The sequence below is a fragment of the Empedobacter tilapiae genome (assembly GCF_004785645.1).
Classification (GTDB): Bacteria; Bacteroidota; Bacteroidia; order Flavobacteriales; family Weeksellaceae; genus Empedobacter; species Empedobacter tilapiae.
Genome location: NZ_SRPE01000001.1, coordinates 307,711 through 322,095, shown reverse-complemented (window position 1 = coordinate 322,095; position 14,385 = coordinate 307,711). Strand labels below are relative to the sequence as shown.

Below are 14,385 nucleotides of genomic sequence, written 5' to 3'. Positions count from 1 at the left end.
AAGTTATAAATGTCTTAATGATAATAAATTAAGCCCAAATTTGTTTGACAATAATCTGTTATTTTTCCTGTTTTGGATAATTTATAAGTTGTAGTTTTTACATTGTTTTTATCTAAATAATAATCTAGCGATAGATATAAATCGTCATAATTATTTTCAAAAATATAAGAGTTTGAAATAGTTATTAAAGGATATTTTTTCTGAGATACAATTTTAAACTTTTTAGAATTTACGATACTTTTATTTATAGAATTTTCTAAATCATTTGTATTAAGAATTAATTTATTTTCTTCTTTAAAACAATTTGTAACATTGTACTTATCAGGATTCAAATCTAAAAATATGCTTTTTTTATTTTTATATTCTTGTTGAAAATTTTGAAATACAATTTCTCTATAATTAATAAAGTTTTGCGAATAATTATTAATTGAGAAAAAGAGAATAACTAATGCGAAAATTAATTTTATTTTCATAGTTGTGATTTAGTAGTTAAATCTACAAAAAAAAGCAGCTCTTCTCGGAACTGCTTTTGTATATCGAATAAATTAATATTACAATTTAGTGCATTTTACAATTTCTAAACCATATTGCGTTGTATGTGGTTCTTCTAAAGTACGTGTAATCAAATTCATTTTTTGGATGCCTAAATCTTTGATGATTTGAGAGCCAATTCCGTGATCTTTTTCATCGGCAGGTAAAACACCTGATTTAGATTTTCCTTCAGAAAAACTTTTGAAAATCTCTAATTTTTGTTCAATCAACTCAGAATTTTGGATGTTATTAATAAAAATTACAACACCTTTTTCTTCTTCGTTGATAATGTTCATCGTTTTTTCTAACAATGGTGTTTCGCCGTTTTGTAAAGCGCTAAACAAATCATAATAGCTATTTGTAGATTTTACACGAACAGGAACTACATCATCTTTTGTCCATTTTCCTTTTTTCAAAGCAAAGTGAATCTGATTATTTGTTGTTTGTTGGTAAGCAACTAAATCATAATCTCCGAATCTCGTTTTTGCTGGAAATTGCTCGATACGTTTTACTAACGATTCATTTTCTAATCGGTAAGCAATCAAATCTTCTATTGAAACAATTTTTAAATCAAATTTCTTTGCAATTTCTAATAACTCTGGTAAGCGAGCCATTTCACCGTCTTCTTTCAAGATTTCAACAATACATCCTGCAGGGTAATGTCCAGCCATGCGCGCTAAGTCAACAGCGGCTTCAGTATGTCCAGTACGAACCAAAACTCCACCATCTTTTGCAATTAATGGGAAAATATGTCCTGGTTTTCCTAAATCATCTGGATTTGTATTTTCGTCAATTAAAGCTTGAATAGTTTTGGAACGGTCCGAAGCCGAAATTCCTGTCGTACATCCGTGACCTTGTAAATCCACAGAAACCGTAAAATTAGTTTCGTAAATCGCAGTATTGTGTCCAACCATAAGGTCCAAACCTAATGCTTTACATCTTTGTTGTGTAAGCGGCGTACAAACCAATCCGCGTCCGTGCGTAACCATAAAGTTGATGACTTCTGGCGTTGCAAATTCGGCGATACATAGGAAATCTCCTTCATTTTCACGATCTTCATCGTCAACTACAATGATAACTTTTCCTTGTTTTAAATCTTCTAAAGCTTCTTCAATTGTGTTTAATTGAGATGATCTATTTTCCATTGTTTTATGTTATTGATAACGAGAATGCTCCTCGTTTTTGTTTGTTTTCTTAAACTTATTAAAGTATTTTACAATTGGATCAACGTAAATACTAATGTCAAATAATCCAGAATCTTGATTGGCTTTGTAACTAAACAAAATAGAGAATGGAAGCGCAATAATATTCGCAGCCCAAGCAGCAAAAGTTGGATCTAATTTTCCATTTTTTGCCATATTTTCTGCCGAGAAATTAAGGATAAAGTAAATAACGAAAATGATAATTGAGATGACAACTGGCATTCCGATTCCTCCTTTTTTTACGATTGCACCTAATGATGATCCAATCAAAAAGAAAATAATACACGTTACCGCATACGAGAAATTTCGTTGGTAATGAATATTTACTTTTGAATATAACTTTTCTCTGTTTACAATTTCTTGTTCAGAAAACGTCATATTTTCTTGATCTCGATTAACCATTTGAATAGATTGATTGATAATTCTATCACGATCTTGTGATGAATACTCTTTTAAATCGAAAATCATACTTGTTTTAACAGAATCTACTTGTTTTACTTTAGAAGAATAGTAATAATTCTGATTAAACATATTTGTTTTTAAATCTTTATAATACTTTCTGTAATCTGTGTTTAGTGAATCAATAAGATGTCTTAAGCCTTTTCCGTCCAAGTATTTGTAAGAGTTTCCTGGATCTTCGTCTTTTCCTGAATTTAAAATATCCGAAATGTCAATATAATAATTTAATGTATCAAATTTGGTATATTGATTTTCTTGACGTTTGCGTTCATCGAAATTTTTATTTTTGATGTTATCGGTATAAGCAATTCCATCAAAAAGTTCCATTTTTAGATAATGGTTGTCATTTTTGTCTGGAGCAAGATTTCCCTTTTTCGCAATAATTGTCATCGTATTTTCACCAAAAGGTGCATTTTGATGGACAAAAACGTCTTCTAATTTTTCTGAATTTTCTCCCGAAACCTTATTTATTTTCATCTGAAAACCTGGAACAGTTTCAATAAAAACGCCTTCTTTCATACTTACCGTTGGTTTGGTTTGTAAGATGTTGAAATACATTGTTCGTGCTTTTTCTTGCGAATAAGGCATTACTTTGTCTCCGAAAAAGTACAATCCAACAGCCATTAATGCAATTAATGTAAATAATGGTGCAAGTATTCTGGTAAGTGAAATTCCGGATGCTTTCATTGCAGCTAATTCGTATCGTTCTCCAAAACCTCCCATTGTCATAATAGAGCCCAAAAGGATTGTAAGCGGTAATACAAGCTGAATAACGTTAATTCCTAACCAAAAAAGTAATTCGGTAATAGTGTACCATTCTAAACCTTTTCCAACAAATTTTTCCATTTGTTGCCATGCAAATTGCACGATAAAGATGAAAAATAGAACACTAAATATGAAAAAAAATGGACCTAAAAAGGTCTTGATTATATACCAGTCAAGTTTTTTTAACATTGATTATAATTGAGTAATCATATAGCCTTGCGACTTATATTTCTTTTGGTCAAAGTTAAAGTAACTTTTGTGAATAAGTAAATTTTGAACGTAATCTTTTACAACGATTGATGTTGTGTCGCCATTTTTACCATATTCCTTGTAATCGTAGATTTCATTATTCGCTGTATTGACTCCTAAAACCGAATATTTGATTGTGGAAGTTTTAGTTGGTGTTAATTTTATATACTGAATTGTTTTTCCTCCAACCGTTTTTTTATCTGTTAAAGCGTAGCTGAAATCAGTACGATACGTATTCAAAACTTTAGTTGGTGTTAAGAAATCATCTGTGTTAGATGCATCAGAAATAGTGACTTCTTTATCATCTTTTGCAATTGTATATAATTTAGTTCCTGTGAAAATTTGGTTAATGTCGCCTACATTCAAGTTAAATTTTTGTTTCATTGCAAAAACTTCTCCCGAACGATTTGTTGATTTTCCATTTGCATTATGGCTAAAATCAAATTTGATGTAATACGAGTTTGCGTTGGTATATTTAGCGTAAACTTTGTCTAAGATTTGTTTTGCTGATTGAGCGTTTAATGTTCCAACCCCTACTAATAAGAGTATGAAAGAATAGATTATCTTTTTCATACAATTTAATTTTCTATCTGTTTTTAATAAATTTTAGTTCAAATTATTCAACAATTGTTCCAAACTCATGTCATCTTGTATCAACACTTGTCTTGCTTTACTTCCTTCGAAAGGACCAACAATTCCAGCAGCTTCCAATTGATCAATCAATCGTCCAGCGCGGTTATATCCTAATTTTAATTTTCGTTGTAATAAAGATGCGGAACCTTGTTGATTCATTACAATTAATCTTGCAGCATCTTCAAAAAGTACGTCACGATCAGATAAATCAATATCTAAATTAGAACCACCTTCTTCACCAACATATTCTGGCAAATGCATAGCATCTGGATAACCACGTTGTTCACCAATAAATTCGGTAATTTTATCCACTTCTGGTGTATCAACAAACGCACATTGTAAACGTACTAATTCGTTTCCAGTTGTATACAACATATCACCTTTACCAATTAATTGATCGGCTCCTTGCGAATCTAAAATCGTTCTCGAATCGATTTTTGACGTTACACGGAAAGCGACACGACCAGGGAAATTGGCTTTAATTGTTCCTGTAATCACATTTACAGACGGACGTTGAGTTGCAACAATCAAGTGAATACCAACGGCACGAGCCAACTGAGCTAAACGAGCAATCGGTAATTCAACTTCTTTACCAGCTGTCATAATTAAATCTGCAAACTCATCCACGATCAATACAATATATGGTAAGAATCTATGACCTGCTTCTGGATTTAATTTGCGTTTTTTAAATTTGGCGTTATATTCTTTGATATTTCGAACGAAAGCATTTTTCAATAATTCGTAACGATCATCCATTTCAATACAAAGTGAATTTAACGTGTTAATTACTTTTGTATTATCTGTGATAATTGCTTCTTCCGAATCTGGTAATTTTGCTAAATAGTGACGCTCTATTTTAGAATATAAAGTAAGCTCAACTTTCTTCGGATCGACCATCACAAATTTTAATTCAGATGGATGTTTTTTATAGATTAACGAAGCGATAATTGCATTCAAACCAACTGATTTACCTTGTCCAGTTGCACCAGCCATCAACAAGTGAGGCATTTTTGCTAAATCAGCAACAAAGGTTTCGTTCGTAATTGTTTTTCCGAAAGCAATTGGCAATTCCATATCAGCATTTTGAAACTTTTGCGATGCAATAACCGAATGCATGGAAACCATTGAAGGATTAGAATTTGGAACCTCGATACCAATTGTTCCTTTTCCAGGAATCGGCGCAATAATACGGATACCAAGCGCAGCCAAACTTAGAGCAATATCATCCTCAAGATTTTTGATTTTAGAAATACGAACACCAGCTTTTGGTACAATTTCATATAATGTAACCGTAGGACCGATTGTTGCTGAAATTTCATCGATTCCGATTCCGTAGTTTCCTAAGGTTTCGACAATTCTATTTTTGTTCGTTTCTAATTCTTTTTGATCAATTAACGTATTTCCGTTGTCATATTTTTTTAACAATGAAATAGGAGGAAATTGATAATTTGGTAAATCTAAACGTTGATTGTATTCTCCTTGTTCTTGTACCAATCGAGCAGAAGTCGCTTCAAATTCTTCTTCCTCATCAACATGTTGAACTTTTAATTCTAATCCATTTTCAGAAGAATTTTGAGTTGGTTGAATTTCTGTTTCGAAATTTTGTTCATCATTAATTGATAAAAAATCTACTTGATTATTTTCTTCCTCGTCATCAGCCAAATCTTCAACAACTAATTCTGTAATATTAAGAGGTGTTTCTTCAATTATTTCTTCCTCTTTTGGTTGATTAATTTTAAATTCTTGATGAAACGCTTCGTTTGGATTAATGGTGCGAGTTTGAATAACTTCTTTTTCGTATTCATCAACTAAGTTTAACTCTTCAATTAAATCTTTTTCTTGTTGCTTTTCGGCATCTTGATTGAATTTATTTATCTTTTCTTGTTCTTCTTTCTCCTTACGTTTTCTTAATTCAAGCTGTTCTCTCTTGATTTTTTCTTGCTCTTTTTCTATACGTTCAATTTCTTTTTGTTTCGCACGTTCTTCCATTTTTTCTTGAATAGATTGATACGTCATTCGGAAATGAATCACACAATAAATCAATAAACTAACGAAAAGCAGTAAAATTACACCCCATTTACCAATAAAACTATTTAGAAAATCATTTACTTCAAATCCCATTACACCAGAAAGCATGTGTTGAGTTGGTAAAATGCAACCAAAAAATATTGGTAACCAAATCATGAAGAAAATGCTTTGATAAAGAGTAGTGAAAGGTTTAATTTTTTTCCAATTTGTAGCCACTTTAATTCCTAAAAGAATAAAGAAAATTGGAACAAAGAATGAGACAATTCCTATACCTTGCAAAACAAAAGTTTCACCTAATAATGCGCCAAACTTACCGAAAATATTTTCAGCGGTTTGACTTTTGTCTAATAAATCAGAAATTTGACTCTGATCCATGAAACCATTAAAAAAATAAGAGATAAACGAAGCTAATAGTAATAAACCGATTACTAAAAATAGAATACCTACAATTGTTTTGACGATTTGTTTTTTAGGAGTTTTTGGTGCTTCCTGCGTGTTTTTTATAGCCATTTTAAGGTTGAGTATAATTGAGGCAAAAATAATAAATCTTTGACAGACGAATCTAACGAAAAGTATTTAAATTTACTAAAAACACAAGCAATTTTAACTCAGTTTGCTATCTATATTTCGATTATTACTCGAAAAGATTTACAAAAAATAGAAAACTGAGCCAGATATAGTATCTAACTCAGTTTTGAATATTTGATTATTTTGTATGTTGTTTTAAAATTTAATCATTTTTGAAATGATCCATTTGGCGCTTTGCTTCTGCTCGGATTAAATTTAATTCTGTTTCAGATTCTTTCTTAATTTTTTCAAGACTTTCTTCCATCGATTGTTTCAACGCATCAATATCTTTTTTGAGTTCCAATGATTTTCTCTTGTTAAAACGCTCCAAATAATAACCTGCAGCAGCAATTACAACCGAAACAATAATTCCCATCACAACTAGCAAATAGTTTAAGGTTCTATGAAATTCCTCCATTCCTTCTTTATGAAAATTGATAATATCAGCGACATTTTGTTTGCTTAATTCTAAATTATCTTCTTTTAAATCAAGTTCTCTTAGCTTGGAATCGATCTTATTTTCATACAATTCAATCTTAGCATCTATAACCTCACTTTTTAAAACAGTTTGTTGTCCGTAATTATTTATTGATAGTAGTAAAATAAAAACTATAAAAGTAAACTTCATCTTAATCGTTTTAAAAATTAATCAATGTACTAATATAGTAAAAAATAACGATAGTTTCTTTCTGATTAATTTTTCCAAACTAAATTTCCATTGTGAGCTAAAGCTAAAACAGGCGACATTCTTGCAACCGCTTCAGCAGAACAACTTGCATCAATCAAAACGATATCTGCATTATCACCAGTTTTTGGCCATTGTTGATTTCCTTTGTTGTCTAATGGCGTAATGTTTTTTGTTGCAAAACCTAAATTTCTCGATAAATCATATTCGGTTTCTAAACCATATAATTCTGAAATCAAATTTGCTTTTTGCAACATATTCCCTGTTCCAAACGTGCTCCAATAATCTTGTACATTATCATTTCCGATTAAAACTTCAACACCGTTTTTAACTAAAGTAGGAATTGGTATCGCGACTTTATTGCGAAAAGGTACAGAAGAAACAATTCCAACTTTTGCTTCGGCTAATTTTTCTGCAATTTCTTGTTCTTCACTTTTCGATAAATGTACTAAAGCAAAGGCATGACTTACATATGTTTTTCCTTTTAATTGAGGATTTTTTATCGTTAATTCAGCCAAATATTCAATTGTACGCATTCCTTCTTTTCCTGTGTCGTGCAAATGAATATCGATTCCTTTATTATTATCCAAAGCCAATTGAACCGTAAAATCGATTGCTTTTTCGATATTTTTATCGATACTGAAAGGATCTAATCCACCAACAAAAGCAACGCTTTTCAATTGTGCAGCTTCTTTCATCAGTGGAGCAGAATCGGTGTAATACAAACCATGTTGAGGAAAAGCAACCAATTCGGCACTGAATGTTTCCTTCTTATTTTCTAAGGCTTTTTCTAAATTTTCTAAAGATTTAAGTCCAGAAGTTGTATCGACATTGAAATGAGTACGAGCGAAAGTAGTTCCGTAATGTTGCAATAAATTGATTAATTGCTCGCTACGCTCAACTGATGTTTTTAACAATTCTGGAATAATTTCTTGCTCATAAGCAATCATATCAGCAACAGTTCGGCGTTTTGGTGAAAGAGCTTGCCAAGGTAAACCGTACAAAGTTTTGTCTAAATGCACGTGCATATCTTTGAAAGCAGGTAACATTAGTAATCCTTTTGCATCAATAGCATCTGTTAATTGAAGATTATTAGCACTTACTTTTGCTATTTTACCATCTTTTATTTCGACAGAAAATAAATCGGTTTTTGTTCCGATAATTCCAAATTCATCTTCAATAAAACCTATTTCTAATCGTATATTTTTTAAGGTGTAATTTCCTTTAGCTTTTGCTGTATAATTTGTTTGCATGATGATTTGATTGATTTAGATTTATGTCATTCCGAGGAAGGAGGAATCTCAAAGATGTTTCAACTTCACTTCGTTTCGTTCAACATGACAATACCTATATTGTTTTTAAGTTCTACGATTTAATAATGGCTACAATTTCTTTGTAACCTCTTTGTTGTGCATGTTGCAAAGGCGTTACTCCATCGTGATCTGGAATATCCATTTTTGCACCTACATCTTTTAATATCTGAACAATTTGTTGATATTTTTTGCTTCCGTCACCTAGAACAATGGCTTCCATTAATCCTGTCCAACCCAAACGATTTACATGATCTACCGGATAATTTTTGGTATTGGCTAATAATCGCACCGTTTCTACATGTCCGCGCTCACAAGCAGGTATCAGTGCAGAACCATTGTAACGATTAAATACATCAAAACGAGCACCATGATCTAAAAATAATTGAACCAATTCTGTTTGTCCACTTGCGCCTGCATATAAAAAAGGACTATCTTGATTGTCAGCTTGCTGATTAACATCTGCGCCATGTTTCACCAGTAATTTTGCGATTTTTATATTTGAATTATTAGTTGCAATTAACAATAACGAACGCTTGCTACTATCAACGCTATTTACATCTTCATCACTTTCTAATAAGTTTTTAACAGATTGCAAATCGTTGCTTTTAACTGCTTTTACAATATCTTTTTCATTCATAATTTCTGTATTCGAATCTTCTGTTGGAGTTGAATGACATGCTGTAACCGTTGTCATCATAAGCATTAAAATTAAAACTGATTTCATAATGATTTATAGTTTGAATGATTTTGAATGAGGAAGTTTTGAATTAATAGACAATATTTCCTTTTACAATTAATGAACGAACAGGCGATATTCTCGAAACAGCTTCTGCAGAACAACTCGCATCAATCAAGATAATATTCGCATCATCACCTTCCTTTGGCCATTGTTGTACGCCTTTATCATTTAATGGAATAGGTCCAGCGGTTGCTAGTTTCAACATTCTTGATAATCCAAATTCAGAACTTTGTCCGTATAATTGTGCTGCAAGATTTGCTTTCTGTAAAACACTTCCTGTTCCAAACGTATTCCAATAATCCACAATGCTGTCGTTTCCTGTCATTACTTTTACACCATGTTTTAATAAAGTTGGAATTGGCATAACTAAGCTTCCGAACGGAATAGTAGATACAATTCCAATTTGCGCTTCGCCTAACTGTTCAGCAATGGCTTCTTGTTTTGATTTATCTAAAGTCGCTAATGCAAAAGAATGGCTGACGAAGGTTTTTCCTTTTAATTGAGGATTTTCGTTAATTTTTTTGATTAAATAGTCAATAGTATCATGACCAGATTTTCCTGATTCGTGTAAGTGAATATCGATTCCTTTGTTATGATCTATCGCCAATTGAATTGTTGCATCCATTGTTTTTTCAATAGCGCCATCCACATTTGTAGGATCTAAACCTCCAATAAAATCGATGTTCATTTTAGCAGCTTCTTTCATATACGGCATCGAATCTGTGTAGAATAAACCATGTTGAGGAAAAGCAACCAATTCAGCTCCAAACGAATCTTTTTTGTTTGCCAAAGCAATTTCTAGATTTTTTAATGAATCTAATTTAGAAGTTGGTTCGATGTTTACATGGCTACGCGCAAAACCTGTTCCGTACGATTGTAATAATTCAATCAATTTTTCTGCTTTGTAGGTAGATTTTTTCAACATTTCAGGCAAAACTTTTTGCTCTAATTCAATCATTCCTTTGATTCCTCCAGAACGACGAACCGCGCGCCATCTATCTGCATATAAGGTTTTGTCTAAATGAATGTGCATATCTTTGAAAGACGGTAACATCAATAAACCTTTCGCGTCAATTGCTTTTGCATTCGGTTGATTTGGGTTGATTTTTTTGATTTTTCCATTGGCAATTTCAATTGTAAAAAGATCTGTTTTTGTGCCAATGATTTCATCGTTTTCATATTCGAAACCTGTTTCTAAACGAACATTTTTTAACGTGAAATTCCCTGGTTTTGTAAGATTCGTCTTATCTAATTGAGAGTCTGGTGCAGCTTGTAAGAATCCTGGTAAGAAAGAAAATCCTGCTAATCCTAAAGCTGAATTTTTAAGAAAATCTTTACGTGATATATTGTTATTCATTGTGTTCAAATTTATTGTAGCTAAATTACAATGAATCAAAACAAATGGTTAGTATAATAACTTCTAAAACTTGTAAGATTTATAAATGATTAGAGATTTCGGAATTCTGATGGAGTAATATTGGTTTGAGCTTTGAAAAAGTTCGAAAAATAGGCATGGTCAGTAAAACCTAACTCGAAAGCTATTTCTTTGATGGATAAATCTCCTGATTTTAAAAGTCGTTTTGCTTCGATAATAATTCGTTGTTGAATAAGTTGTGTAGCTGAAACTTTCAGATGTTTTTTGCATAAAATATTCAGATAATTAGCTGAAATATGTAATTTTTCTGCATAAAAAACAACCGATTTTTCTTCCTTGTAAAATTCATCAATCAACATATTAAATTTCGCTAATCTCGGATTGGATTGATAAACTTTGAATTCTGTAAAAATTTGTTCCGCTTCTTTACTCACAATTGCCGCAATAACCGCTGTACGAGCATTAATCAAATGAACCAACGAATTTTCAGATTTTAATTCTTCTTTTATTGCATTGAATTCATACATCAATTTAGAGAAAGCTTCGTCCGATAATTTTATAACGGGATGATTTTGATAATTGGTAAATGAAAAGCGAAAATAAGGAGCGAATTGTTCGAAAAATGAACGTTCTGTCATCAATTGATAACCAATTGTTCCATCATTTATTTGCCATTTATGCATCTGTCCGGGAAACAAAATATGAATTTCTTTGTTATCAATTGGATAATCTTTCGAGTCGATATTATGTATACCAGAAGCTTTATCGAAAAGAATAATCACAAAAAAATCGTGCTTGTGAGGTTTATCTATATGTCGTTCTCCGTGCAATTCATTAAACAACAATTCGTCGCGACCAGCCAATTGTCCTTTTCGAAAACTTTGTATGCTGATAATAGGTACTGAATCGTGGTTTTCTGAATTTTGCATAGGCTAAAAATGTGTTCAACAATCAAAAGAATTGTTTGAAATATTATTTTTTTGACTTGTGTAATTTATAAATAAAAATAGAATTAATTGATGAGGTTTGAAAGAATTTTTATTAGAAACTTAAAACTATTATATTTGCATTTGTATGGAAAATTTTGTTGTTTCAGCCAGAAAATATCGCCCGCTAAATTTTGAAGATGTAGTTGGACAAGCGTCTATTACAAATACTTTGGAGCAAGCGATAAAGTCAAATCAATTGCCACAAGCACTTTTATTTTGTGGACCAAGAGGTGTTGGAAAAACAACATGTGCTCGAATTTTAGCGCGTAAAATCAACGAAGAAAATGGAGTAGAAGGCGATCAAGATTTTGCTTTCAATATTTTTGAGTTAGATGCGGCGTCTAATAATTCGGTTGATGATATCAGAAATTTAATTGATCAGGTACGTATTGTTCCTCAAATTGGAAAATACCGTGTCTACATTATTGATGAGGTTCATATGTTGTCAACAGCGGCTTTCAATGCGTTTCTGAAAACGTTAGAAGAGCCACCTGCACATGCAATTTTTATTTTGGCAACTACAGAAAAACATAAAATTATTCCTACGATTCTTTCTCGTTGCCAGATTTATGATTTCAAACGAATTGGAGTTGAAGATATCAAAGGACATTTGAAAAATGTTGCTGAAAAAGAACAAGTAACTTTTGAAGATGATGCATTGCATTTGATTGCTCAAAAAGCTGATGGTGCCTTACGCGATTCATTGTCAATCTTTGATAGAATGGCAACTTTTACGAATAAAAATTTGACCTATTCTTCTGTTGCAGAAAACTTGAATGTATTAGATTACGATTATTACTTCAAGATGACAGATGCGTGTTTGGAAAATGATATTCCGCAAGCGATGTTGCAATTGAATGATATTTTGAACAAAGGTTTTGATGCGCATTTATTTATTTGTGGTTTGGGCGCTCATTTCCGAGATTTATTGATGGCGAAAACAGCTAATACAGTAAGTTTGTTGGAAGTTGGTGAGCGTATAAAAGCAAAATATTTGGAACATGCACAAAAATGTTCGGCAACGTTTTTATTTGGCGCAATTGAAATTTGTAATGAAGCTGATTTAAACTACAAATCGAGTAAGAATCCACGTTTAACAGTTGAAATTGCATTGATGCAGTTAGCTTCTTTAACAGCAGATGAAAACGGACTTAAAAAAAAAAGTATAGGATAATTCCGCCAACGTTTTATTTTTCTGAACAACAAGCTTCTAAAATTGAAGTTCCTCAAGTTCAGCAGAATAATTCTATTCCACAAAATGAACAAACTCCACAGCAGGTAAATACGAAACAAATTAAAACTTCGATTTCAGAAGAAGTCAAAGAATATACGCGTGCTGCAAAACCAATTAGAACAAATGGTAATTCATCGTTTAGTCTTAAGATGGCTTTGCCTGGAGCAAAAGTTGAAGAACATCAAGAAGAGATTTTACGAAATGATTTGCCTCGAGAAAAGTTTACATTGGATCAAGTGAAAGAAGGCTGGAAAAGATTTTTGGATCGATTAAAAATCGAACATAATATTCCCTCTTATAACGCTTTGATGACAACGGAACTTTATTTAGAAGGTGATGAAATTATTTTCGAATTTACATCGCATTCATCAGAACAAGAGTTTGAGGAATATCGCGATCGAATCAGAAATAGTTTGAGAGCATTCCTTAAGAATCACTATTTTAGTATTCAGATTAAGTTTTCGGAGAAGGAAGCAACGAATCATATCTTATCAAACAAAGAGAAATTTGAGAAATTATCAGATAAAAACCCGATTTTGTTAAAATTAAAAGAAGAATTTGGTTTAGATTTGTATGATTAATGAAAGTTTCTTATTAAACTTGCAATAAATTTTTATAAATAATGAAAAAAGTTCTTTTAGGGATTTTTGTTGTTGCGTCGTTAGTGTCTTGTAACAAAGGAAAATCTGTAGACAAATTAGAAAGCGAAGATCAAAAAGCTTCTTATGCTTTCGGAACTGGTCTTGGTGAGCAAATCAAAGGTCTTGGAGGACGTTTAGTTGAAACTGACAGTATCAACTACGATCAATTAGAAAAAGGGATCCGTGATTACTTAAAAGCAGGTAAAGAAGGTAGAGAATCTTATGCGATTGGTCAACAAGTTGGTCAGCAAATTGAGACGGTTATTAACCAACAACAATTAGATCAAATGGACAAGGATATTATTGTTCAAGGGATTATGGATGTTGTACGTCATAAAAAATTGTTGATTACTCAAGAAGCAGGAATGGGTATTTTAGATACTTATGCGAAAAATAATCAACAAAAATTAGTGAAGAAAAACGCTGATGAATCTGCTAAATTAGTAGAAGAACAGAAAAAAACTTCAGGTGCTAAATCAACAGCTTCAGGATTAGTTTATGTTGTAGAAAAAGAAGGAAATGGTGCTAAACCAAACATCAATAGTATTGTTAAAGTAAAATATACTGGTAAAATTTTAGCTACTGGTAAAACTTTTGATAGTACTGATAAAAATCCAGAGGCTAAAGGAGGTGTAGAGTTTCCTTTAAATCAAGTAATTCCAGGATGGTCAGAAGGTTTACAATTAATGTCTAAAGGAGCGAAATATAAGTTCTATATTCCTGCTAACTTAGGTTACGGTGAAATGGGAGCTCCAGGAGGACAAATTGGACCAAACCAAGCATTAGAGTTCGAAGTAGAATTAGTAGACTTTAAAGAAGGTCAACCAGCTCCACAAGGACAACCAGGTGCGCAAGGAGGACAAGGTTTATCTGAAGAGCAAATAAAAGAATTACAAAAACAATTCGAAGCTCAAGCACAACAAGGTAAATAATCTTAGATTAAATATAACAGAAAATTCCACTCAATTGAGTGGA

At 31.9% G+C, this 14,385-nt stretch carries 13 protein-coding genes; 3 read left to right on the top strand and 10 right to left on the bottom strand.

The window, feature by feature from the left end; translation table 11 throughout:
* Positions 1-14: 14 nt before the first annotated feature.
* The 10 genes from E4J94_RS01500 to E4J94_RS01455 all read right to left on the bottom strand — a co-directional run bounded on the left by E4J94_RS01500 (position 15) and on the right by E4J94_RS01455 (position 11,475).
* A complete protein-coding gene (locus E4J94_RS01500; RefSeq protein ID WP_135834130.1) occupies positions 15-473 on the bottom strand; it encodes a hypothetical protein in 459 nt (152 codons plus the stop codon).
* A 78-nt stretch (positions 474-551) separates the two neighbouring features.
* A complete protein-coding gene (gene ribB, locus E4J94_RS01495; protein WP_135834129.1) occupies positions 552-1,676 on the bottom strand; it encodes a 3,4-dihydroxy-2-butanone-4-phosphate synthase in 1,125 nt (374 codons plus the stop codon).
* Positions 1,677-1,685: 9 nt separating this feature from the next.
* Complete coding sequence (locus E4J94_RS01490; RefSeq protein WP_135834128.1) at positions 1,686-3,146, bottom strand: LptF/LptG family permease; 1,461 nt, start codon at positions 3,144-3,146, stop codon at positions 1,686-1,688.
* A 3-nt stretch (positions 3,147-3,149) separates the two neighbouring features.
* Positions 3,150-3,779, bottom strand: a complete 630-nt coding sequence (locus E4J94_RS01485; protein WP_135834127.1) for a LolA family protein — start codon at positions 3,777-3,779, stop codon at positions 3,150-3,152.
* A gap of 33 nt (positions 3,780-3,812) precedes the next feature.
* Positions 3,813-6,377, bottom strand: coding sequence for an FtsK/SpoIIIE family DNA translocase (locus tag E4J94_RS01480; protein WP_135834126.1), 2,565 nt, complete (start codon positions 6,375-6,377; stop codon positions 3,813-3,815).
* Positions 6,378-6,597: 220 nt separating this feature from the next.
* Positions 6,598-7,062: a hypothetical protein gene (locus tag E4J94_RS01475; RefSeq protein WP_135834125.1), complete on the bottom strand. Its 465-nt coding sequence runs from the start codon at positions 7,060-7,062 to the stop codon at positions 6,598-6,600.
* 65 nt (positions 7,063-7,127) lie between these two features.
* Positions 7,128-8,372, bottom strand: a complete 1,245-nt coding sequence (locus E4J94_RS01470) for an amidohydrolase (protein WP_135834124.1) — start codon at positions 8,370-8,372, stop codon at positions 7,128-7,130.
* A 112-nt stretch (positions 8,373-8,484) separates the two neighbouring features.
* Positions 8,485-9,156 (bottom strand): ankyrin repeat domain-containing protein, encoded by a 672-nt coding sequence (locus E4J94_RS01465; protein WP_135834123.1) that lies wholly within the window; start codon positions 9,154-9,156, stop codon positions 8,485-8,487.
* A gap of 43 nt (positions 9,157-9,199) precedes the next feature.
* Entirely contained in the window at positions 9,200-10,528 is a 1,329-nt protein-coding gene (locus E4J94_RS01460) for an amidohydrolase (RefSeq protein ID WP_135834122.1), read from the bottom strand.
* A gap of 89 nt (positions 10,529-10,617) precedes the next feature.
* Positions 10,618-11,475, bottom strand: a complete 858-nt coding sequence (locus E4J94_RS01455; protein ID WP_135834121.1) for a helix-turn-helix domain-containing protein — start codon at positions 11,473-11,475, stop codon at positions 10,618-10,620.
* Between the two features lie 145 nt (positions 11,476-11,620).
* Between E4J94_RS01455 and dnaX the strand changes: the two genes are divergently transcribed.
* The 3 genes from dnaX (at position 11,621) to E4J94_RS01440 (ending at position 14,342) form a co-directional block, all read left to right on the top strand.
* Complete coding sequence (dnaX, locus tag E4J94_RS01450) at positions 11,621-12,709, top strand: DNA polymerase III subunit gamma/tau (protein WP_135834120.1); 1,089 nt, start codon at positions 11,621-11,623, stop codon at positions 12,707-12,709.
* 209 nt (positions 12,710-12,918) lie between these two features.
* A complete protein-coding gene (locus E4J94_RS01445; protein ID WP_135834119.1) occupies positions 12,919-13,350 on the top strand; it encodes a hypothetical protein in 432 nt (143 codons plus the stop codon).
* Positions 13,351-13,391: 41 nt separating this feature from the next.
* Positions 13,392-14,342 carry an FKBP-type peptidyl-prolyl cis-trans isomerase gene (locus tag E4J94_RS01440; RefSeq protein ID WP_135834118.1) on the top strand — a complete coding sequence of 317 codons (951 nt, stop codon included), beginning with the start codon at positions 13,392-13,394 and terminating at the stop codon, positions 14,340-14,342.
* Positions 14,343-14,385 lie beyond the last annotated feature (43 nt).